22 protein-coding genes, 2 tRNA genes and 1 other RNA gene are annotated in these 23,075 nt (G+C 42.8%); 22 read left to right on the top strand and 3 right to left on the bottom strand.

Annotation, left to right across the window (positions count from 1 at the left end):
* The first annotated feature begins 2 nt into the window (after positions 1–2).
* The 6 genes from ACQRCC_RS13665 to ppk1 all read left to right on the top strand — a co-directional run bounded on the left by ACQRCC_RS13665 (position 3) and on the right by ppk1 (position 7,007).
* Positions 3–515, top strand: a complete 513-nt coding sequence (locus tag ACQRCC_RS13665; protein ID WP_427851318.1) for a zinc ribbon domain-containing protein — start codon at positions 3–5, stop codon at positions 513–515.
* A gap of 154 nt (positions 516–669) precedes the next feature.
* The gene (locus ACQRCC_RS13670; RefSeq protein ID WP_427851319.1) at positions 670–1,338 is read left to right on the top strand and encodes a GTP pyrophosphokinase; all 669 of its coding nucleotides are present in this window, start codon (positions 670–672) and stop codon (positions 1,336–1,338) included.
* A complete protein-coding gene (locus ACQRCC_RS13675) occupies positions 1,335–2,246 on the top strand; it encodes a CorA family divalent cation transporter (protein ID WP_427851320.1) in 912 nt (303 codons plus the stop codon). The genes ACQRCC_RS13670 and ACQRCC_RS13675 overlap by 4 nt, the downstream gene beginning before the upstream one ends.
* 101 nt (positions 2,247–2,347) lie before the next feature.
* Positions 2,348–3,193 (top strand): substrate-binding domain-containing protein, encoded by an 846-nt coding sequence (locus tag ACQRCC_RS13680; RefSeq protein ID WP_427851321.1) that lies wholly within the window; start codon positions 2,348–2,350, stop codon positions 3,191–3,193.
* Positions 3,194–3,212: 19 nt separating this feature from the next.
* Positions 3,213–4,895, top strand: coding sequence for a Na/Pi cotransporter family protein (locus ACQRCC_RS13685; protein ID WP_427851322.1), 1,683 nt, complete (start codon positions 3,213–3,215; stop codon positions 4,893–4,895).
* Between the two features lie 33 nt (positions 4,896–4,928).
* On the top strand, positions 4,929–7,007 hold the full coding sequence (gene ppk1 / locus ACQRCC_RS13690) for a polyphosphate kinase 1 (protein WP_427851323.1): 2,079 nt from the start codon (positions 4,929–4,931) through the stop codon (positions 7,005–7,007).
* Between the two features lie 80 nt (positions 7,008–7,087).
* Here ppk1 and ACQRCC_RS13695 read toward each other — a convergent pair whose 3' ends face one another.
* Positions 7,088–7,513, bottom strand: coding sequence for an Hsp20/alpha crystallin family protein (locus tag ACQRCC_RS13695; RefSeq protein ID WP_427851324.1), 426 nt, complete (start codon positions 7,511–7,513; stop codon positions 7,088–7,090).
* A gap of 262 nt (positions 7,514–7,775) precedes the next feature.
* Here ACQRCC_RS13695 and ssrA point away from each other — a divergent pair.
* Positions 7,776–8,125, top strand: a transfer-messenger RNA (tmRNA) gene (ssrA, locus tag ACQRCC_RS13700).
* A gap of 39 nt (positions 8,126–8,164) precedes the next feature.
* On the opposite strand, the gene ACQRCC_RS13705 is transcribed toward ssrA, so the two are convergent.
* On the bottom strand, positions 8,165–9,916 hold the full coding sequence (locus ACQRCC_RS13705; RefSeq protein WP_427851325.1) for an MATE family efflux transporter: 1,752 nt from the start codon (positions 9,914–9,916) through the stop codon (positions 8,165–8,167).
* Between the two features lie 146 nt (positions 9,917–10,062).
* Here ACQRCC_RS13705 and ACQRCC_RS13710 point away from each other — a divergent pair, with 146 nt between their 5' ends.
* The 4 genes from ACQRCC_RS13710 (at position 10,063) to ACQRCC_RS13725 (ending at position 15,616) form a co-directional block, all read left to right on the top strand.
* On the top strand, positions 10,063–10,398 hold the full coding sequence (locus ACQRCC_RS13710) for a metal-sensing transcriptional repressor (protein ID WP_427851326.1): 336 nt from the start codon (positions 10,063–10,065) through the stop codon (positions 10,396–10,398).
* Between the two features lie 22 nt (positions 10,399–10,420).
* Positions 10,421–12,997 carry a heavy metal translocating P-type ATPase gene (locus tag ACQRCC_RS13715; RefSeq protein WP_427851327.1) on the top strand — a complete coding sequence of 859 codons (2,577 nt, stop codon included), beginning with the start codon at positions 10,421–10,423 and terminating at the stop codon, positions 12,995–12,997.
* An 88-nt stretch (positions 12,998–13,085) separates the two neighbouring features.
* Positions 13,086–14,990 (top strand): BMP family ABC transporter substrate-binding protein, encoded by a 1,905-nt coding sequence (locus ACQRCC_RS13720; RefSeq protein ID WP_427851328.1) that lies wholly within the window; start codon positions 13,086–13,088, stop codon positions 14,988–14,990.
* A gap of 8 nt (positions 14,991–14,998) precedes the next feature.
* Entirely contained in the window at positions 14,999–15,616 is a 618-nt protein-coding gene (locus ACQRCC_RS13725; protein WP_427851329.1) for a metallophosphoesterase family protein, read from the top strand.
* Positions 15,617–15,691: 75 nt separating this feature from the next.
* Here ACQRCC_RS13725 and ACQRCC_RS13730 read toward each other — a convergent pair whose 3' ends face one another.
* Positions 15,692–16,057: a VOC family protein gene (locus ACQRCC_RS13730; RefSeq protein WP_427851330.1), complete on the bottom strand. Its 366-nt coding sequence runs from the start codon at positions 16,055–16,057 to the stop codon at positions 15,692–15,694.
* Between the two features lie 119 nt (positions 16,058–16,176).
* Between ACQRCC_RS13730 and ACQRCC_RS13735 the strand changes: the two genes are divergently transcribed.
* The 11 genes from ACQRCC_RS13735 to ACQRCC_RS13785 all read left to right on the top strand — a co-directional run bounded on the left by ACQRCC_RS13735 (position 16,177) and on the right by ACQRCC_RS13785 (position 22,915).
* Positions 16,177–16,698 (top strand): YcxB family protein, encoded by a 522-nt coding sequence (locus tag ACQRCC_RS13735; RefSeq protein ID WP_427851331.1) that lies wholly within the window; start codon positions 16,177–16,179, stop codon positions 16,696–16,698.
* A gap of 16 nt (positions 16,699–16,714) precedes the next feature.
* The gene (tsaE, locus tag ACQRCC_RS13740) at positions 16,715–17,146 is read left to right on the top strand and encodes a tRNA (adenosine(37)-N6)-threonylcarbamoyltransferase complex ATPase subunit type 1 TsaE (RefSeq protein ID WP_427851332.1); all 432 of its coding nucleotides are present in this window, start codon (positions 16,715–16,717) and stop codon (positions 17,144–17,146) included.
* A gap of 51 nt (positions 17,147–17,197) precedes the next feature.
* A complete protein-coding gene (tsaB, locus tag ACQRCC_RS13745; RefSeq protein ID WP_427851333.1) occupies positions 17,198–17,944 on the top strand; it encodes a tRNA (adenosine(37)-N6)-threonylcarbamoyltransferase complex dimerization subunit type 1 TsaB in 747 nt (248 codons plus the stop codon).
* A gap of 2 nt (positions 17,945–17,946) precedes the next feature.
* Positions 17,947–18,981, top strand: a complete 1,035-nt coding sequence (locus tag ACQRCC_RS13750; protein ID WP_427851334.1) for a threonine aldolase family protein — start codon at positions 17,947–17,949, stop codon at positions 18,979–18,981.
* A 48-nt stretch (positions 18,982–19,029) separates the two neighbouring features.
* Positions 19,030–19,473, top strand: a complete 444-nt coding sequence (gene rimI / locus ACQRCC_RS13755; RefSeq protein ID WP_427851335.1) for a ribosomal protein S18-alanine N-acetyltransferase — start codon at positions 19,030–19,032, stop codon at positions 19,471–19,473.
* A gap of 117 nt (positions 19,474–19,590) precedes the next feature.
* Positions 19,591–19,818, top strand: coding sequence for a hypothetical protein (locus tag ACQRCC_RS13760; protein ID WP_427851336.1), 228 nt, complete (start codon positions 19,591–19,593; stop codon positions 19,816–19,818).
* Between the two features lie 9 nt (positions 19,819–19,827).
* Positions 19,828–20,736, top strand: coding sequence for a ribonuclease Z (locus tag ACQRCC_RS13765; RefSeq protein WP_427851337.1), 909 nt, complete (start codon positions 19,828–19,830; stop codon positions 20,734–20,736).
* 40 nt (positions 20,737–20,776) lie between these two features.
* Positions 20,777–21,808: a tRNA (adenosine(37)-N6)-threonylcarbamoyltransferase complex transferase subunit TsaD gene (gene tsaD, locus ACQRCC_RS13770; RefSeq protein ID WP_427851338.1), complete on the top strand. Its 1,032-nt coding sequence runs from the start codon at positions 20,777–20,779 to the stop codon at positions 21,806–21,808.
* A gap of 33 nt (positions 21,809–21,841) precedes the next feature.
* Entirely contained in the window at positions 21,842–22,582 is a 741-nt protein-coding gene (gene ispD, locus ACQRCC_RS13775) for a 2-C-methyl-D-erythritol 4-phosphate cytidylyltransferase (RefSeq protein WP_427851339.1), read from the top strand.
* A 113-nt stretch (positions 22,583–22,695) separates the two neighbouring features.
* Positions 22,696–22,781 (top strand) — tRNA-Ser (locus ACQRCC_RS13780).
* Positions 22,782–22,825: 44 nt separating this feature from the next.
* Positions 22,826–22,915: transfer RNA gene (locus ACQRCC_RS13785), tRNA-Ser, on the top strand.
* The last annotated feature ends 160 nt before the right edge of the window (positions 22,916–23,075 follow it).

The following is a 23,075-nucleotide window of genomic DNA, read 5'->3' on the forward strand; positions in this document are numbered from 1 at the left end:
AAATGGCATATTGTGTAAAATGTGGACAAAAGGTGGATGAAGGAATGCGCTTCTGTCCTGCCTGTGGTGCGGAAATTCCTGCTATGGAATCTGAAGAACATACATATTATGGTGAGGTTGAAGGTGGAAATGCCGGTGGAGGATACTCTCGCGGCGGTGAAGAATATTTTGATGCAGAGGAAGTCCGTTCCAATAAAGTAATGGGGATATTGTCTTATTTCGGGTTTTTAGTTTTAATTCCTCTGTTGGCAGGAAATAAGAACTCAGAGTATGTAAAACATCATATCAACCAGGGACTGTCTTTGTTTATTATTGGAATTGTGGTTGATCTGATTACAGGAGTGGAGTTTTTTGGAATAAGGATTGTTCCTCACTTTGACTGGTGGTTTTTAGAGATTGTAGGTAATTTCTGTGAACTGGGATTATTTATTATGATGATTGCAGGAATTGTATATGCCTGCAAGGGAACGAAAAGAGAGCTTCCATTTGTCGGAAAGATTAAGATTCTGAAATAAATCTTCAGTTGTGAAGGCGGTCGGTAATCCGGTCGCCTTTCGGTTATTTTAATTAAATTTAACATAGGATTTATTTGGAATTGATGTTCATATGGTAAACTGGAAAAGAATTTTGGAAAAAACAGAAGAGATAGATGATACAGGAAAGTAAGATATGGGAAAAAAGAAGAAAGATAACAGAATAGAGCAAATGAAGGAGCAGCATGAGAACGCGACTGTTATGTCCAGATATGACTACGTTATGAACAGCCTGATCTGCAAGTTAAACCTGATAGATGCAGAATTAAAAACAGAATTGAAAAGACCTGTTATTCAAAAGATTACAAGCCGGATAAAATCGATAGAAAGTATATGTAAAAAGCTGGAAAAGAAAGAAAAGGAATTGATTTATGACAATGCTGTTTCTGAGTTGAATGATATAGTAGGAGTGCGAGCCATCTGCTTTTTCGGTGATGATATTTATCGGGTGGCGGATTCCATACGAGGACAGAAAGACATTCGGGTTATAAAAGAAAAGGATTATGTTTCAAGGCCGAAGAAATCCGGGTATCAGAGTATCCATCTGATTGTAGAGGTGCCGGTATCTTATTATGAAAAAGTTGAAAATATCCGGGCTGAAATTCAGATTCGCTCTTTTGCCATGGATTACTGGGCAGAGCTGGATTACCAGATGTGTTACAAGAAGAGTGCCGGTGAGGTAGAAACTATTCGAAAAGAAATCAGCAGTTATTCCGATGTTATGGCAGAGATGGACAGAAAAATGATTGAACTCCGGAAACGAATTGAAAAAGAAACCATAAAAGCAGGGGGGCGGAAATCTTGATTCTGGGCCTGGGACCGGTGCTGGAAGAGATTACTATAGAGGAATTGCAGATGACAGGACGCTCTGCAGTTTTTATAACGGATAGCACCAATGTGAAAGAGATAATGGAAATTGCGGAGATGAATTATGAGGGAGAGATTCAGCTAAATGATGTGCAATTCTGTAAGGTGGAAACACAGCAGGAATGTATGGCAGGCAGTCTGGCGATTCCAAGACTTATGGAGGTGTTGGGATATCGGTTCCGGATGATGTATTTTATTAATCGCAAACATATTGTGATCGTAGATGATAATCATTTTGCAGAACGGATCATCCGGAGGATTCAGCATAACAGAACCAGACAGGGACAGTCAAAAGAGCGCTTTTTGTATAACTTCCTTACATTGATTATTAATAAAGACCAGGAAGTCCTGAATCAGTATGAGCGAAGAATTATGAGGCTGGAAGAAAATGTTATGGAAGATAAGCTTGGTAATTTCCAACATGATATTACCCCGGTGAGGAGAGAATTGCTGGTATTGAGGAGCTATTATGATGAATTGATGGATATGGGAAAGGAACTGGCAGACAATGAAAATAACTTTTTCTCGAAGAAGAATTTAAAGTATTTTGATACCTTTGTGGACAGGGCAGACCGGCTGATGAGCAGGACTGCACATTTGCTTGAGTATGCGACTCAGGTAAGGGATTCTTATCAGGAGAAGGTGTCAGAACAGCAAAATAAGAACATGCAGTTCCTGACGGTTATCTCTACAATCTTCTTTCCCTTGACCTTGATTACCGGATGGTATGGAATGAATTTTCAGAATATGCCGGAGCTGGAGCATGGTTACCCGGGCATCATCCTGTTCAGCATAGCTGTAGTGGTTACTATTATTCTGATATTTAAAAAGAAAAAAATAATATAATTTTACATAGATTTTACAAAGTGTTTACCTAAACAAGATAGAGGTAAACACTTTTTTTGTGGGATGATATATGTGGCATTTTGGTGAAAGGAGTGAAACGAATGATAAGGAAGTGTCTGCTTACAAATTGTGCGCTGATTGTATTGGTGCTTATATTAAGTGGATGTGCTGCAGGGGAAGAAGAAAAGAAAATCGATGGTTTGAGTGAGTTGGGAGCAATTTCCGTGATTTCCAGAGAGAAAGGTTCTGGTACCGGAAATGTATTTGCTGAAAATCTGGATATTTATGATGATGAAACAAAGGTGGATTTGACGAAAGAAGATTGCCAGATCGCTAATAGCAGTGATGAAGTAGTGGATATGGTGGCATCTGACCCGTCAGCTATCGGATATGTTTCGGAAGGCTCAATAGGAGACACAGAAAAACAGATTCACAGATTGACTGTATCAAAGGATGTTTTGAATAGAAGTTTTTGCCTTGCTTATTCGGGAAAACTATCAGAGGTAGAGCAGGAGTTTATTACCTATATACGAAGTGAAGGGCAGAAAATTGTTGAGAAGAACTATGAAACAGTAAAGAAACCGATGACATTTTTATCTGCCAGACCGGCGGGACACATTACAGTTGGGGGTTCCAGTTCTATGGCCGGACTTCTGCAGGAACTGGCAGATGCTTATTCCGAGATAAATCCAAATGCGGAGATAGAAGTCAGTGCTACAGATTCTTCTGAGGGGCTGACAGGAGTGGTGTTTGGAACGTACGATTTGGGTATGGTTTCCAGAGATTTGAAGGATTATGAAAGCGAATTGCTGGAATCAATTCCGATTGCACGAGATGTAATTGTGGTTATTGTAAATAAAGAAAATCCGCTGGAAAAAATATCTGTAAAAGATTTAAAGGAGATATATACAGGTGAGATTACACAGTGGCAGGAATTAGGACAATAGTGAAGAGAGGAAAGAGTACATGAATGAAGCAATAGAAATCGTATTTGGACTTTTGGGAGGGCTTGCAGTATTTATTTTCGGTATGAATATGATGAGTGAATGCCTTCAGAAAGCGGCGGGGGAGAAGATGAAAGCTATTTTATCCCTTCTTACAAAAAATCCTGTTTTGGGAGTTCTGGCAGGGGCTCTTACGACAGCGGTTTTGCAGAGCAGCAGTGCTACAACGGTTATGGCAATCGGGTTTGTCAGTGCAGGGCTGATGACGCTGCCACAGGCAATTTCAATTATCCTGGGTGCCAATATCGGTACAACAATGACGGCACAGATTATTGCATTTAAAATCAGTGATTACATATATGTATTTATATTTGTCGGCTTTTTGATTCATTTTATATGTAAATCAGAAAAAATTAAAAATATCGGTCAGACTATTTTTGCCTTTGGTCTGTTATTCCTTGGTATTGAAACGATGGGAAGTGTTATGAAACCGTTGGCGTCCAGCCCATTTTTTACGGAAATGATAGGAAAGGTTGTAGATATTCCTGTTCTGGGTGTATGTGTCGGTACCTTGATGACGCTGGTGGTTCAAAGCAGCAGTGCTACTATAGCGGTTTTACAGAATTTTGCATCCCAGGCAGGTCCGGACGGAGTGACAAGTATTATCGGTCTTGCAGGTGCTATTCCGATTCTGTTGGGCGATAATATTGGAACAACTATCACAGCACTTCTGGCTTCTGTTGGTCAGAGTAAAGACGCGAAGCGAACTGCGGTTGCGCATTGTATGTTCAATCTTTCGGGAGCCTTTCTTTTTATCTGGTTTGTGAAGCCGTATGCGTCCCTGATTCAGTATCTGTCACCGAAAGGAAATGAAGTGGATGTGATTTCCCGGCAGATTGCAAATGCGCATACCGGATTTAACCTTACGATGACGCTGATCTGGATTCCATTGATCCCGGTCATGGTAAAGCTGGTAATGAAAATTGTACCGGAGCGTCAGGAGATGTTACAGCTTCTTCCATCTGCACCGAAATATCTGGATGAAAAGCTGGTGGCACAGCCGGCGGCAGCACTTCAGCTTGTTGCAAAGGAAGTTTTCCGATGCAGTGAACTGGTAAAGGGAATGCTTGCTGATATGAAAGATATCTCGAAAAAGGGTGAAGAACGTATATTGGAGAAGATCGTAGAACAGTCAGACATTGTCGCGAGTCTGAATCAGAAAATAAACGAATATCTTGCGACCGTTTTTGCGGAAGGAGTTCTTACAGAGGAACAGGCAACCCAGAGTGCCCGTATCCTGTATATTCTGTGTGATGTAGATAGAATTGGAGGTCTCTGTCGGGAAATTTCCGAAAATATCATGACGCAGAATTCTGGAAAACAAAAATATTCCAAGGAGGCGCTGAAAGATATCCGAACCTCTATTACAATGATTCTGGATATGTATACAGAAACCATGCAGGCTATCTTAAATGGAGATGAACTCAAAGTGAAGAATGTACAGAAGAAGAAGGATGAAATCATGCAGTTGGATGAGAAGATGAGGAGGGCACATATTGAGCGTGTCGGCAAGAAAAAATGTAAAGCGATTATGACAGCAGGTTTCAATAATATTCTTCACGATATTGAACGTATGGGAAACAGTTGTGTGAATCTGATTGAGATAGCATTGCAGAATGTGGATAATCCGCTTTTGTTGAATTAGCAACCAGAAAAATCAAGTCAGGAGAACAGTATAATGAGAGAAGAGACAAAAGAGCAGTTAAAGGAACAAAAGAAATGTATGACCAACCGGGAGCTGTCATGGCTTCAGTTTAATGAAAGGGTATTAAATGAGGCTGGAAATCCCAGAGTACCGCTGGCGGAGCGGCTGACATTTGCATCTATTTTCCAAACGAATCTGGATGAATTCTTTATGGTAAGAGTAGGAACTCTAATGATGCAGATGCAATCTTCGGAGGTTGTCCGGGAGAACAAGACAGGAATGACCAGTAAGGAACAGGTGGAGGCGATTCTGAAGGAAGTACATCTTCTGGAAGAAAAGAAGGCAAATATCTATGAACAGTTAATGGGAGAACTGGAACCCAAGGGGATCCGCATTATTAATTTTAATAAGCTTTCCAAGGAAGAAGGGAAATTTTTAGAGAGTTATTTTGATGCACACATTGCACCGTTTCTTTCGCCGGTTATCATTGGTAAACAGCATCCATTTCCGTTTCTGGCTAACCGTCAGTTATATGCCATCGTGCTTCTGACTACAGCAAAGGGAAAGAAGAGACTGGGACTTGTGGCATGTTCAAATAATGTATTCAAACGTTTGATTGAAATACCTACCAGACCTGGATGTTTTATGCTGTCAGAAGAATTAATCCTTCATTTTGTGTCAAAGCTGTATTCAAAATATACCGTTCAGGAAAAAGCTATTTTGAGAGTAACACGTAATGCAGATATTGATGCTTCAGAAATCTATGATGAAGACATGGATTACCGGGATATGATGGAACAGCTGATCAAACGCCGGAACAAATTAAGCGCAGTGCGCGTGGAATTAAGTCGGAAAATTGATGATAAGACAAAGAAGGAATTAGCGAAATATCTGCAGATTGGCACAGAACATATTATTGATGTTAAGACACCTCTGGATCTTTCATTTGTGTTTGGGATTCAGAGCTATCTGAGAGATCGTTTTGATCTTTTCTATCCGAAACGCAGTCCGAGACGAAGTCCGGCATTAAATGCAAAGGAAAGTATCATTGCGCAGATAGAAAAGAAGGATGTACTGTTATCATACCCGTTTGAGAGTATGAAGCCTTTTATTCAAATGCTACGGGAGGCGGCCGACGATGAGACGGTAGTTTCCATTAAAATGACATTGTATCGGGTGGCAGAACGGAGTGAAATTGTTGATGCATTGGTAGAGGCGGCTGAAAATGGAAAAGAAGTAGTGGTACTGGTGGAACTGCGGGCGAGATTCGATGAGGCAAACAATATAGAGATGTCGCATCGTCTGGAGGATGCCGGATGTCAGATACTGTATGGTCTGGGAGAGTACAAAGTACATTCTAAGCTTTGTCTGATTACCCGTAATACCCAAGAGGGATTTTCCTATATTACACAGATTGGAACCGGTAATTACAATGAGAAAACATCCCGTCTGTACACCGATCTGTCATTGATTACTGCGAGACAGTCTATCGGACAGGAGGCAGCTGCTGTGTTTACCGCACTTCAGAAAGGAGAAGTTATGGATGAGACCAGAGAGCTCCTTGTGGCACCGAAATGTCTCCAGTGTAAAATTGTGGATTTGATAGAAGATGAGATCCGAAAAGTCCGGGAAGGCGGTCAGGGATACATTGGCGTTAAAATCAATTCCCTGACGGATAAGATATTGATTAATAAACTGATAGAGGCTTCCAGGGCCGGAGTAAAGATTGAACTCATTGTGCGTGGAATCTGCTGTCTGAAACCGGGTGTAGAAGGGATGACAGAGAACATTACTGTGGTCAGTATCGTAGGCCGGTTTCTGGAACATTCCAGAATTTATCGTTTTGGAATTGGTGATGAGGAAAAAATATATATTGCATCGGCAGATTTTATGACAAGAAATACGGTGCGCCGTGTAGAAGTAGCTGCGCCGGTTTATGATGAAGAAATCCGAAACAGAATCCGGTATATGTTCGATACTATGATGGAGGATGATGAGAAGGGAAAAGAACTGAATGCATCAGGTGAGTATTGTGATCGTTTTTTGAATACACCTAAGAAGAATTCGCAGGAAATATTTTATCAGGATGCATATGACAATGAAAATGTGTAAAAAACTTGAGGCGGTCGGGTTCCCGGCCGCCTCGATTTATATTAACACAGCTGTCTGTGGTTTTCTCCAAATTGATTTACTTACTCAATGGTAATCAGTTTGGGTTGATCTTCCTGTTTCTGAATCTCTTTCGGGAAAGTCAGTTTCAGTACACCATCGCTGAAAGCTGCTTTAATGTCTTCCTGAGTCAGATCTTCACCGACATAGAAACTTCTGTTGCATGTTCCGGTATAACGCTCTTTGTGAATACAGTTGCCTCTTGCGTCCTTTTCTTCTTTCGTCTCATTTTTGTGAGCGGTGATGGTGAGATAACCGTCTTTCAGATCAGCCTTGATATCCTGCTTTGCGTATCCCGGCAGTTCCATCTCAACCATGTAATTGCCGTCTTTCTCGTGAATATCGGTCTTCATAATCTGTGAAGAAGAGCGATCATAGGTGCGGTTAAAGAACGGGTCGTTGAACATGTCGTCAAATAAATTAGTAAATCCTCTGTTTGCAAGTAACATAAGTCATTCCTCCTTAATATATGCCAAGTCGGTAGCTTTTTATTCAGCATTTAGTATTTACTGATTACCCGGCTGGTATGCTTTACTTATTTGTTATAGTTATTATATAACACACATTATTAGCCAAGTCAATACCTGAGTGCTAATTTTTTGAAAAAAATTTTCCTGAGGTTTCCGGGGAACGAACCTTGACATTTTGCAGGATGATTCATATAATGAAAATACGCAAATGACATCTGCAAACCAGATACAATATAGTTTAGGGCTTGTACTGGTTTCGACGGGGGTCTAGAAGTTTGAGAAGCCATCCGTAGCGGGGAACTACGATAAAAGCTCCAATTAAATATAAACGCAGATCGTAACGAATTAGCGTGCGCTGCCTAATTGGCGGCAGTCGGCCTTAGGTTATCCGCTGCTTAAGTAACCGGCTTCAACGAAGCGGAGCACTTCGTTTCCAAAGCTTTGAGGGAATGGAAGAACTTATGAAGCTACTGAAATCTCAAGCCTGTCATTAGGCGGGAGATGGAGGGAATGTCAAAGTAATGACTGTGATGGGAGATGCTTGGATGGAAGGATTTTCGGACGTGGGTTCGATTCCCACCAGGTCCATAAAAAAAGTACCGGGGAACCGGTACTTTTTTGTGTCAATTTTTATATTTTTATGGTAAGAATGTTTAATCCCAGATTATTCTGATAGTCCATATCTGTTGCCATTTTTCCAATCAATCGGATGCCGGCATTTTTAACCGGATCCTCAGGTGTAAATTGTTCCATACGGGATTTCGGGTCAAATGCAGTACAGTCATCACGCATTCGCAGAACGATTTCACCATTCTTGTATGCCAGACGGATGTCTACAGAATGTTTCTTATTGTCTTTGGAAAAACCGTGGCTGACAATATTTCCTGCCATTTCTTCCACGCAAAGACCCGCAATTGTACATTTTCTATGGTCCAGTCCTTTGTTTTGGCAAAATTCCACTACACGTTCTGAAATGTTAATGACTTCATCAACGGAATGGACGGAGATTGCCATTCTGTCTTCCGGATCAGCAATAGCCCCTTTATCCAGTTTGAGCCAGTCTTCCGGGCGGAATGTTATATGCTGAGTTTTGATAAATACGGAAATGGCAATTGCTAAAATGCATAATAAATCACTTAAAGTAAATGACATCCATACCGCATCACATCCCAGCAGAGGAGAGAGTACGAAAGCGATTCCTGCCATGACCAGATTCTCTGCAACACTCATTGCATTTGTAAATACCATCTGCCCCTGACTCTGGTATATCTTAATGAAGATATTAAATATAGCATTAAATACCAGAAATACCGGGAAGATAATCAGCATCCTTCGTGTAAGTAACCATACAGAGCTTCCGCTCTGATAAAAGACACTGGCAATCGGACCGGAACCAATCATGATTACGCCTGAAACTACTGCTGTGAGAATAATACCAACTTTGAGAGAGTATTTTAAAAGCTCTTTCATGGATACCTGATCGTCTTCTCCGTAATATATACTGCTCATAATCATTGTAGTTCCGCCAATTCCGCTTGGAAAAGCACCGGCAAAGCTGCAAACATTTCCCTGAACGGTCATTGCAGAAACGGCATCCAGTCCTCCGACAGATAAAAGCGTTGCATTCATGGAGTATGATTTTATGGTTGCTCCTATGGTAAACATGGCGCATGGCATACCGAGAATGGCGACTTTTCCCAGACGGCTGAAGCAAAAATTTCCAAACCGGAAATAAACAGCCTGATTCTTATTTAAAAAGTTCATAAAAAGAATGACAGCAGTTACGAGATGGCTGACGGAAGTTGCCAATCCCATTCCGAATGCCCCCATATGCAATATGCATACCAGAACGATATCAAGGGCTACGTTGATTCCGGCCATAATTCCCATACATATGTAAGACATCTTTATCTTATCATTCAATGGCAAAAAACACATCAGCATATTCATCAGTGACTGAGCGGCAATTCCAAATGAGGTGCCCAGAATATACTGTGCAAGCAAATCCTGACTGTTCCCGGAGGCTCCTAAAAATCCGGCCAGGGGATAACGAAATATCAACATCAGTACAGAAATAATCAGGCTGACAGAGCCTAAAAAAATGACACATGTGGAAAACAGGGAGATTACTTTTTCGGATTCGCCTTTTCCCATATGCTTACAGCATAGAATCTGTGCTCCGACACTGATTACATAAGAAAGTCCTAAAACTGTTGCAATCGGGCAGAACAACCCCATCGCTGCCATAACTTCTTTTCCGAGAAAGTTTCCGGCGATAATACTGTCAATCAGAGCATTTGTTGCAGCTACCAGAGAACTCAGAATCTGTATAGGCAGCAATTTTAAATATATTTTTTTAATAATGTCACTCTTTGATGTCATAATACTAAATCCCTCCATTTTGTCCATTATACTGCAAAAGAAAGATAAAAGCTACTTGTTATCAGAAAAATCAATATAATCAGTTGAAGAATTTTTGTTGAAATATACCCCCGGGGAGTATATAATGATTTCGGGAGGAGATTAGTATGCATAAAATAAATTGTGATGAATCAATAATGAAAGAAGACCCACATTCCTGTTGTCACAAGACGAAGGTGCGTTCACAGGAAGAGTATCGTGGTTTGATAAATCGTCTGAACCGTATTGAAGGACAGGTGCGTGGAATTAAGAAAATGGTGGAAACGGATGCTTACTGTACAGATATCCTGATTCAGGTGTCGGCAGTAAATGCCGCGCTTAACAGCTTTAATAAAGTGCTTCTTGCTAATCACATTCGAACCTGTGTGGCACAGGATATCCGGGAAGGGAAGGATGAGACGATTGATGAACTGGTGATGACGCTTCAGAAGCTGATGAAATAGAGAATTGATGGAGGAAAAATGAATGGAACAGTATCGAGTAACAGGGATGAGCTGTGCTGCCTGCAGTGCCAGAGTAGAAAAGGCCGTTGGTAAGGTGCCGGGAGTTACTTCCTGTTCGGTGAGTCTTCTTACGAATTCTATGGGGGTAGAAGGCACGGCATCTTCTGAGCAGATTATAAGAGCTGTGCACGAAGCGGGATACGAAGCAACGCTTAAAGGAACTGATGCAGCATGCTGTGCTTCAACAGCGGGAGAGAATACTGCCGGAGCATCCGAGGATGCTTTGGAAGACAGGGAAACACCGGTATTGAAAAAAAGGCTGATAGCGTCAATGTGTTTTCTGATTCCGTTGATGTATGTGTCGATGGGACATATGATGTGGAACTGGCCTTTGCCGGGCTTTATGGAAGGCAACCATGTGGCAATGGGACTTTTACAGCTTCTTTTGACTGTTATGATCATGGTGATCAATCAGAAATTTTTTATCAGCGGATTCAAGAGTCTGTGGCATCGGGCTCCGAATATGGATACACTGGTAGCACTTGGAGCCGGAGCTTCTTTCGTGTATAGTACGTATGCATTATTTGCAATGACGGATGCACAGGTACGTGGTGATATGGGAGCGGTTATGGCGTATATGCATGAGTTTTATTTTGAATCAGCGGCCATGATTCTTACCTTGATTACGGTGGGGAAAATGCTGGAAGCAAGATCGAAGGGAAAGACCACAGATGCATTGAAAAGCTTAATGAAGCTGGCACCTAAAACGGCAGTGGTATTAAGAAACGGTGTAGAGACAGAGGTTCCCATTGAACAGGTGAAAATTGGGGATGTGTTTGTAGTTCGACCGGGGGAGAATATTCCGGTAGACGGGGTTGTGATAGAGGGCAGCAGTGCGGTAAATGAAGCCTCCCTGACGGGAGAAAGCGTTCCGGTAGATAAAGAAGCGGGTAATACAGTATCGGCTGCTACGATGAATCAATCCGGATATCTCCGCTGTGAAGCTACCAGAGTAGGGCAGGATACGACCCTGTCACAGATCATTCAGATGGTCAGTGATGCTGCGGCTACGAAAGCACCGATAGCCAAGGTGGCAGATAAAGTGTCGGGAATATTTGTGCCGATGGTAATTGTCATTGCTGCGGTGACGATACTGGTTTGGCTGCTTGCGGGACAGAGTGTCGGATTTGCACTGGCAAGAGGCATTTCTGTGCTGGTGATCAGCTGTCCCTGTGCACTGGGGCTGGCGACTCCGGTTGCGGTAATGGTAGGCAATGGAATGGGGGCAAAGAATGGTATTTTGTTTAAAACCGCGGCTTCTTTGGAAGAGACCGGGAAGGTGCAGGTTGTGGCACTGGATAAGACGGGAACCATTACAAGTGGAGAACCCCGGGTGACTGATATCATTACGGCCGAAGGTATTTCTGAGGAAGAACTTGTGTCCACAGCATATGCTTTGGAGAAAAGGAGTGAACATCCGCTGGCGAAAGCGATTGTAGGACTGGTGGAGAATACAGGACAAAAGAAATCGAAATCAGAGATAGAAATCACAGATTTTCAGGCAGTTCCCGGAAATGGATTGTCCGGCAGATGGAATGGAAATAATCTTTTTGGCGGTCATATAAATTTTATCCGTCAGCAGACAGAAAAATTGGGGATGACAAAAAACGGGAATGTAATTTCTTCTGAAATGCAGAGAAAGGCAGAGGCTCTTTCGGAAGAAGGAAAAACTCCTCTGTTTTTTTGCAGAGACGGAGTTCTTTTGGGAGTGATTGCTGTGGCAGATGTCATGAAAGGTGACAGCCGTCAGGCAATACAGGAACTGCGAAATATGGGGATTCATGTAGTTATGCTTACCGGGGATAATGAACGTACCGCCCGTGCGATTGGACAGAAAGCAGGAGTGGACGAGGTGATAGCCGGTGTGCTGCCGGAAGGAAAAGAAAGAGCGATTCGTTCGCTGAAGCGCAGAGGAAGGACTGTTATGGTTGGCGATGGCATCAATGATGCCCCGGCGCTGACACGCGCTGATATCGGAATTGCCATTGGGGCAGGGACAGATATTGCAATTGATGCAGCCGATGTGGTGCTGATGAAGAGCAGGCTAAGTGACGTCCCGGCAGCAATTCGGATGAGCAGAGCCACGCTTCGCAATATTCATGAGAATCTCTTCTGGGCATTTTTCTATAACGTGTTGGGTATTCCACTTGCTGCCGGTGTCTGGTATCCGCTGCTTGGCTGGAAACTGAATCCTATGTTTGGTGCTGCAGCTATGAGTCTGTCCAGTTTCTGTGTTGTGACAAATGCACTTCGTCTGAATTTATTCAGAATGTACGATGCGTCAAAAGATAAAAAACAAAAATTGAAAAGAAATCAGGAGGAAAAGAAGATGACAAAGACAATGAAAATTGAGGGTATGATGTGTGGACACTGTGAGGCACGTGTAAAGAAATGCCTGGAGGCTCTGGCAGAGGTTGATGAAGCTTTAGTCAGCCATGAAACAGGTACGGCTGTGCTTACTCTGAATGCCGATATTGCAGATGATGTGCTTCGCAAAACGGTGGAAGATCAGGATTATACAGTGGTCGGAATGGAGTAAGTTTTGGATAGATATGGAAAAATAAAAACAGACGTGATATACTGGGGCGGATGAACAGAATAGTTTATAGAATGGATGGAGGTTTATCATGGCAATTTCAGATTATATGAAAGCTTACAAATTAGGTAAGAAAGATTATCAGTATCGGATGATGCATGGAATGCAGCCAACGCTTCAGGTATTGGATGATATACTCCCGACGAAGGGCTCATATTCTGAGATACCGCTGGGACTGGTACAGATACCAACGGATCAGATCGTGGGAACAAAGACAGAAGGAAGAAGTAATGCATTTGCCGGAAACTTTATGCCTATTTTAAAAGAAACTTCAGAGTTTGCTCTTAAATGGGCACGTCTCAGCACCAGCCATGTTGAAGAAGGAATCCGTGAGCCAATTAAAGCATATGAATATATGAATAAATTCTACGTGGAGGAAGGAAATAAGCGGGTCAGTGTTATGAAATATTTTGACGTGGTATCCATACCCGGCATTGTTACCCGTATTGTTCCGAGACGGACAGATGAGAAAGAAAATAAGATTTACTATGAATTTCTGGATTTTTATGAACTGAATAAAATTAATTATATCTGGTTTACAAAGGAAGGAAGTTTTGCAAAACTTCAGGAAGCAGTGGGAAAAGAACCCAAGGAGAGCTGGACAGAGGATGAGAGACTTACCTTTAGTTCTGTATATACCCGCTTTACGTCAGAATTTAAAAGTAAAGCAGATGGATTATCCATTACGCCGGGGGATGCATTCCTTTCGTTTATTGAGTTATATGGATATGCAGAAATCTGTGATATGACAACCAGTGAGCTGAAAACTCTGATTTCAAAAAGCTGGGAGGAATTCCGTCTGCTGGAAACCGAAGAAGATGTAGAATTAAAGATGAATCCGACAACTGAGAAGAAGCCTCTCTTCAGCAGACTTCTCTCAACCGGTACTCAGAAGCTTAAGATTGCATTTATCTATGAGAAGACGGCGGCATCCTCAGCATGGACCTATGCCCACGAATTGGGAAGACTTCATCTGGAACAGACATTCCCGGATGAGGTCAGCACGATGTATTATGACAATGCAACCCAGGATACAGCGGAGATGTTTATCAATGACGCTATCAAAAGTGGGTGCAATATCGTGTTCACTACAACCCCGTCATTTGTACAGGCAAGTGTAAAGGCGGCAATTGCTAATCCGGAAGTCAGGATTCTGAACTGCTCCGTCAACACATCTCACCGTTATATCCGAACCTATTATGCACGTATGCATGAAGCCAAGTTCCTTATGGGAGCCATAGCAGGTGCCATGTCAGAGAATAATAAGCTGTCATATATTGGAGATTATCCGATTTTTGGAACGATTGCCAATATTAACGCATTTGCATTGGGGGCAAAGATGATCAATCCAAGGGCGGAAGTCTACCTGGAATGGTCCTGTCTGAAAGACTGTGATGTGGCAGAGAATCTGAAGAAAGTGCAGGCATCCTGTATTTCCGGAAAAGATATGGTGATACCTGAGGAGGCATCCAGATATTTTGGAATTTATCATATGGAAAACGGAAGACCTCGCAATCTTGCAATGCCGGTATGGCACTGGGGGAAATTCTATGAGCAGTTGATTCGTACCATCATGGATGGAACATGGAAATATGACGATAATCCGTCGGCAAATAAGGCAATCAACTACTGGTGGGGAATGTCTGCGGGAGTTGTGGATGTAATCTGTTCCCAGAATCTTCCAATCGGTACAAAGCGTCTGATAGAACTTCTGCGCCATACAATCAGCGGAGGGCAGTTTGAACCGTTTTCCGGAATATTATATTCACAGGATGGTGTGGTACAGGATGATCCGAATCGCAGTCTGACACCGGAAGAGATTGTGACTATGGATTGGCTGGCAGAAAATGTGCGCGGAAAAATTCCGACTGAGGAGGAGCTCCTGGAAGGAGCAAAACCTGTTGTATCACAGCAGGGGGTTGAAAAGAAAGGTTAGAGAAATTCATGAGGATACTTGCGATTGCGGATGAAGAGTCTAAATATCTGTGGGATTACTTTGAGAAAAGTAAGCTGGAGGGTATAGACCTGATTATTTCCTGTGGGGATCTGGATCCCAGATATCTTTCGTTTTTGGCAACATTTACCAGTGCACCGGTACTCTATGTTCATGGCAATCATGACACAAAATATGCACAGGTACCTCCGGATGGCTGTATCTGTATAGAGGATAAGATATTTGTGTATAAGGGAGTGAGAATTCTGGGGCTTGGCGGTTCCATGAGATATCATGCAGGGGATTACCAGTATACGGAATGGGAGATGAAACGCAGGGTGGCAAAGCTCTGGTTTCAGCTTGTCAGAAGAAGAGGGTTCGATATTCTGGTTACTCACGCACCGGCATATGAGTTAAATGATGGACGTGATCTGCCTCATCAGGGATTTCGGATTTTTCTTACCCTGTTGGAAAAATATAAACCGAAGTTTTTTATTCATGGACATGTACATATGGCTTATGGGAGGAAACATAAGCGGTATGACAAATATCAGGAGACACATGTGATTAATGCTTTTGAAAGATGTGTGTTTGATTTTGAAGATGATAATGTAAAAGACCATATCTAAAGCAAACTGGATAAATACGGAGAAAAATTCAGCCGGAAGGACAGCATTTGACTGTCAGTCCGGCTGGTTTTTGTCCTATTTGCGGCAGATTTCAATCCAGTATCCGTCAGGATCTTCGATGAAATAAAGTCCCATTGCTTCATTTTCAAAGCAAATACATCCCATTTCCTGGTGGAGTGCATGGGCTTCCTCCATGTTATCTGTATACATGGCGAGATGAGATTCGTTATCTCCGAGATTGTAAGGGCGATCCATATCTCTGAGCCAGGTGAGCTCCAGAAGATGAGAAGTGGTATTATCACCCATAAATACCAGACGGAAACTTCCGTCTTCGGCTTCTGTCTCGCGGGTAACTACAAGTCCCAGAGCTTTCTGATAAAAGGATACAGATTTTTCGAGATCCAGCACATTAATGTTATTATGGTAAAAACTGAAATTCATAATTTTTCCTCCTGTTTTGTTATGATCGTTATTAAGTATATCATAAATCGGAGGAATTCGGTGACAGAAATAGAGAAGATGTGGTATAATAAATCAAAAATGTGAAGGAGGGATTGCTGATGGCAGTGCAGGTTGAAGTAAAACTGGATGTGGAGTCTGTTGCAGATTATATGAGTTATAAGATATATACCAGTGCTGTTGGAATTACCTCTGTTGCGCTTGGAATTTTGAATATCGGTCTTGTTTATGCATTCGCAAAACGGGGAGATTTTCTGCAGATGGGTGTCTTTATTGTTTTTGCAGTGCTTCTGCTGATTGGATTTCCTTATTTTATCAGGAGCAACGTCCGGAGGAAGATGGGAAATGCCCGTCGTGTGCAGGATACGGCAGTATATGAATTTGATGACGAAGGTGTTACTACTACAACCCCGGATGACAGTGGAAAGGCCAGTTGGAGTAAATTTACCAGGGCAGTAGTGACAAAGAAAAGGGTGCTCCTTCTGTTTGCCGGAAAAGATCAGGCTATTGTTTTGCCTTTGGAGCAAATCGGTGAGTATTATGAGGAAATTGCGCGACTGATATGTGAGCATATGCCTGCGCCGGCAGTGCGGATTCGCAGACCGGGTGACAGGAAGGATTAAGAATAAAGGAGTCGGTATGACAAGAATAATAGAAACGAACGGAGAAAGGGAAACCTTTGAGTTGGGACATGAGATGGGGAGAAACGCAAAGCCCGGACAGGTATATACAATGGTCGGCGACCTGGGGGTTGGAAAGACGGTATTTACGAAAGGGTTTGCAAAAGGACTTGAAATAGAAGAACCAATCAGCAGTCCGACGTTTACCATTGTTCAGGTATATGAAGAAGGGCGCATGCCCTTCTATCATTTTGATGTCTATCGGATCGGTGATGTTGAGGAGATGGACGAGATTGGGTTCGAGGATTATATTTTTGGTGAGGGAGTAAGCCTTATTGAGTGGGCAAACCTGATCGAAGAGATACTCCCTGAGAATTATACGGAGATCCGAATAGAAAAAAATCTGGAAAAAGGTTTTGATTACAGGAAGATTACCGTGACAGAGAGATAATAAACGGAATCAAATCGAGATGGAATCAGGAGAAAAGGAAGGATAAGGGATATGCGGATATTGGCATTAGACAGTTCAGGACTGGTTGCGGCTGTTGCTGTAGTTGAAGAAGAACAGACGATGGCGGAGTATACAGTAAATTATAAAAAGACTCATTCACAGACTCTGCTTCCCATGCTGGATGAAGTGGTGAAAATGACAGAGATGGATATGGAGACGATAGATGCGATTGCCGTTTCCGGTGGACCAGGATCTTTTACCGGCCTTCGCATAGGTTCGGCTACGGCAAAAGGACTGGGACTGGCTCTCGGAAAGCCATTAATTCACGTACCGTCACTGGATGCACTTGCATACAATCTCTATGGAACGGGTGGGATCATCTGCCCGATTATGGATGCGCGAAGAAAACAGGTGTATACAGGACTTTACAGATTTACAGATTTTGATTCGGATGGAATTGATTTAAAATCAGAGAAAAGCAAAATGGAGATTGTTGCTCCCCAGATGGCGATTGGAGTGATGGAGCTTATGGAGAAGTTAAATGATTTGGGACAGCCTGTGACTTTCCTTGGAGATGGGGTTCCGGTATATCGGGAGATGCTTGCAGAAGGAATGCGGGTACCCTACCGGTTTGCTCCTGCTCATATGAATCGCCAACGGGCGGCTTCTGTGGGGGCACTTGGTATTGAATACTATAAAAAGGGAAAAATAGAGACGGCAGCTCAGCATCAGCCTGATTATCTGCGGGTATCTCAGGCAGAGCGGGAACGTGAGGAACGGATGAAGAAGGAGAGTTAGAGATGATTTTGTTTGAATGTGATTACACAGAAGGAGCCTGTCCGGAGATTATGAAACGTCTGGAAGAGACTAATTTTGTTCAGACTCCGGGATATGGTACGGATGAATTCTGTGAAAGTGCAAGGGCAAAAATACGTAAAGCATGCGGGAATGAACAGGCAGATGTGCATTTTCTGGTGGGAGGAACCCAGACCAATTTTACGGTGATCAGCGCGATACTGCGCCCGTATCAGGGAGTGCTTTGTGCGGAAACAGGACATATCAATGTGCACGAGACGGGAGCAATAGAAGCAACCGGTCACAAAGTACTGGCTCTGCCGTCCGGAAATGGTAAAATTACGGGTGATCAGGTGAGAGAGTATTATAATGCACACTGGTCAGATGTGAATCATGAACATGTCGTGCAGCCGGGGATGGTTTATATTTCTCACCCCACAGAAAACGGAACCCTGTATTCAAAAGAGGAATTAGAGGATTTATATGCTGTGTGCAGGGAATTGGAGCTTCCCTTGTTTCTGGATGGAGCCAGATTGGGTTATGGATTAATGTCAGAGGCAGCTACGTTGAATATGGAAGATATTGCCCGTTACACAGACGTGTTCTATATTGGAGGAACAAAAGTTGGAGCACTTTTTGGAGAAGCAGTTGTTATTGTGAATCCGGAGCTTAAGAAAGATTTTCGTTATGTTATTAAGCAGCATGGCGGTATGCTGGCAAAAGGAAGATTGTTGGGAATTCAGTTCGATACACTGTTTACAGATGAACTGTACTATAAGATTTCCAGGCATGCAGATGATCTGGCAATGAAGCTAAAGGCTGCCTTCCTGAAAAAAGGTTATCCGCTGCTGTTTGATTCTTTTACGAATCAGCAGTTCCCAATCATGCCGGATGATCATCTGGATAAACTGAAAGAAAAGTATGCATACTGTTTCTGGGAAAAAGTGGATGAAACGCACAGTGCAGTACGCTTCTGCACTTGCTGGGCAACAAAAAATGAGGCGGTAGATGCTCTGGTTTCAGATATTGAGGCCTTATAGCAGATATTGAGGCTAATAATAGTGGAAGATGAACGGAGGAGGCAGTGTATGTTTACAATTCGTAAAATGCGGGAAGAAGATATTATACAGGTCGCAGAGTTGGAAAAGGTGATTTTCACAGATTCATGGAGTGAAAATGCGATTGCGGAAACGCTGGCGCAGGAGAAGACGCTTCTTCTGACAGCTTTTGATGATAAGAAACTAATAGGATATCTGATTCTTTATTATGTGCTGGAGGAAGGTGAAATTGCAAGGATTGCAGTGGCACCGGAATATCGCCGCCAGGGGGTGGGGGCGAGAATGCTGTTGGAGCTGGAGAATCTCTGTGAGGATAATGGTATTAGCAAGCTCCTCCTTGAAGTGCGGGAAAGTAATACATCGGCCTATTCATTTTATGAGGATTACGGATTTGTGCAGGATGGAGTGCGCAAAAATTTCTATACAGACCCTGTAGAGGATGGAATTCTGATGAGTCGGCAGATTGGCAGATAACTAGAAAATGAGGAAGTACTTCCCACTGGGATTGAATACAGAGAAAGATTATAATGTAGGCGTGACAGAAAATGAAAGAATTTTTTTAATTCTTTAATATGATGGAGGAATCATTGTATGCGCCAGTATAAAGTGAAAGAAACAAAAGAACTGAATAAAATCATTTGTAATAAATGTGGAAAGGAAATTGTGGTAAATCACGGGATCCCCGAAGGAGACGTGCTCTCGGTAGATAAGAGATGGGGGTATTTTTCGAAGAAGGACAATCAGGTGGACTCGTTTGATTTGTGTGAAGACTGTTATGATGAATTTGTTGCGACATTTTCCATTCCGGCAGGAAAGTAGAGGACACAGATGTTAGATGTATGTTTGCTGGGAACCGGCGGAATGATGCCACTCCCGTACCGTTGGCTGACCTCGCTGATGGTGCGTTACAACGGCAGCAGTCTGTTGATAGACTGTGGAGAAGGAACTCAGATTGCGATAAAAGAGAAGGGATGGAGTTTTAAGCCCATTGATGTAATCTGTTTTACACATTATCATGGGGATCATATCAGTGGATTGCCGGGGATGCTCCTTACTATGGGAAATGCGGACCGGACGGAACCGTTGACCCTGATTGGCCCTAAAGGGCTGGAACGTGTGGTAGGGGCTCTGCGTGTAATCGCTCCGGAGCTTCCTTTTCGGATTAATTATATAGAAATTACAGAGCCTGAGCAGGTAATGGAGATGAATGGATACCGTCTGAAAGCGTTTCGGGTGAATCATAATGTCCTGTGCTATGGGTATACTTTGGAAATAGACCGGGCAGGAAAATTTGATGTTGAGCGGGCGAATGCGGCAGAGATTCCGCGAAAGTACTGGGGAATACTCCAGAGAGGTGAAACGGTGGAGGAGAACGGAAGAATCCTGACACCGGATATGGTGCTGGGACCTGCGAGAAAAGGACTCAAGATTGCCTATTGTACAGATACCAGGCCTACAGATTCTATCCGTCAGAATGCTAAAGGGGCAGACCTGTTTATCTGTGAGGGTATGTACGGGGAAAAAGATAAGCTCAAAAAGGCGAAAGAATATAAGCATATGACGTTCTATGAGGCGGCACAGCTTGCCAAAGATGCTGAGGTTAGGGAGATGTGGCTGACGCATTATAGTCCATCCTTAAATTACCCGGAAGAATTTATGGATGATGTCCGTGAGATTTTTCCAAATTCTGTGGCAGCGAAGGATAAACGTTCTGTAGAACTGGTATTTGAAGATTAGAATAAGAATCAGTTAAATAAAATAGATTGAGGCGTGAGATATGAGTGAAACGACAAAAGATGTATTAATTCTTGCAATTGAAAGTTCCTGCGATGAGACAGCCGCTGCTGTAGTGAAAAACGGAAGAGAAGTGCTGTCTAATGTCATTTCTTCGCAGATTGCACTTCATACGCTGTATGGAGGAGTGGTTCCGGAAATTGCATCCAGAAAACATATTGAGAAGATCAATCAGGTAATCGAAGCTGCCCTTACGGAAGCCGGAGTGACATTGGAAGATATTGACGCGATAGGTGTGACTTACGGACCGGGACTGGTAGGTGCTCTGCTTGTAGGTGTGGCTGAAGCAAAGGCAATTGCCTATGCCGCTAAGAAGCCATTGGTGGGAGTGCATCATATCGAAGGGCATATTGCGGCTAATTTTATCGAGCACAAAGAGCTTGAACCACCATTTTTATGTCTGGTGGTGTCCGGTGGACATACGCATCTGGTATGTGTCAAAGATTACGGAAAAATTGAAATAATTGGGCGTACCCGGGATGATGCAGCCGGCGAGGCGTTTGATAAAGTAGCGAGAGCCATCGGCTTGGGATATCCAGGCGGGCCGAAAATTGATAAAGTTTCTAAAGAGGGAAATCCGGATGCAATTGTATTTCCTCGCGCTCATGTGGAAGATGCACCATATGATTTTAGCTTCAGTGGTGTAAAGTCGTCGGTGCTCAATTATATAAATGGATGTCAGATGAAAGGTGAGACCTGGAATCAGGCGGATGTGGCGGCATCATTTCAGAAAGCTGTTACGGATGTCCTGGTAGAAAATGCAATGCATGCTGTGGAAGAATATGGTCTGAAGAAATTTGCTATTGCGGGAGGCGTTGCTTCCAACAGTGCACTGAGAAATGCTATGAGTCGGGCCTGTGAGGAAAGAAATATCGAATTTTATTATCCGTCTCCCATTTTCTGCACAGATAACGCTGCCATGATTGGAGTTGCTGCTTATTATGAGTTTATAAATGGAACCCGTCATGGATGGGATTTGAACGCTGTGCCGAATTTGAAACTGGGAGAGCGTTAATAATTATTTGAAAAGGAAGGAAAAAAGGAGCGTATGAAGCACTGTACAGCTATTGCCCTGGCTGGCGGGCAGGGACGAAGAATGGGAACGAATATTCAGAAACAGTATTTGGATATAAGTGGAAAACCACTTCTTTATTATTCTCTTCATGTATTTGAAGAGTCTGAAATTATTGATGATATTGTGTTGGTGGTTGGAGAAGGGCAGGAAGAATATGTTCGAAAAGAAATCGTTGACCGTTATGGATTTACGAAGGTAGTAGGTATTGTTGAAGGCGGAAAAGAACGATATGATTCTGTCTGGGCAGGATTGCAGGCAGTGCAGGTGCTTCAGAATTCCCATTTTGGTACGGAAGAACCGGAAGAAAACTATGTGTTTATCCATGACAGTGCCAGACCGTTTGTTACGGAGGCAATTCTGGAGCGGGCTTATGGTAAAGTGAGAGAATTCAAAGCCTGTGTTGTGGGAATGCCAAGTAAAGACACGGTCAAACTGGTAGATGAACATGTATTTGCGAAAGAGACGCCGGATAGAAATTATGTCTGGATTATTCAAACGCCTCAGGTTTTTGATACTTCTTTGATTTTTGAAGCATATTCCAGGCTGATGAGGGAAAAATGTATTCAGGTGACAGATGATGCGATGGTAGTGGAACAGATGATGAGGCTTCCGGTAAAAATGGTGGAAGGTTCCTATGAAAATATAAAAATAACGACACCGGAAGATCTGGATATAGCGGAAGTTTTTGTAAAGAGAGGACGTGAAAAATCATAATAAGAAGAGAAAAGGAGAAAAACGGAAAAAACTTGAAAATATATATTGACGAAGGGGATTTTCTGTGATAGAATAACTTTCGTCGTCAGCTAAGACGGTGAATTGAATAGTGAGGAGAGGTATCGAAGTGGTCATAACGAGGCGGTCTTGAAAACCGTTTGTCCGCAAGGGCGCGTGGGTTCGAATCCCACCCTCTCCGTTTTTGCAGAAGATGATGCTTTTTGCAAATAATTAGGGCAATTTGGAGAAGTACCCAAGCTGGCCGAAGGGGCTCCCCTGGAAAGGGAGTAGGTCGTTAATAGCGGCGCGAGGGTTCAAATCCCTCCTTCTCCGTTGATTCGTGTGATACAAAATATGGGTAAATGGTTTAACTATTCCCCAAATGTTGTACGATAGAAAAACAAGTCGAAAAATTGTAAAAAAACTTGAAAAAAGTACTTGACACGAATCGATAGAAATGATAATATAAACGAGCTGACTCAATGAGACGGCG

Source organism: Sporofaciens sp. SGI.106 (assembly GCF_050314255.1).
GTDB lineage: Bacteria > Bacillota > Clostridia > Lachnospirales > Lachnospiraceae > Claveliimonas.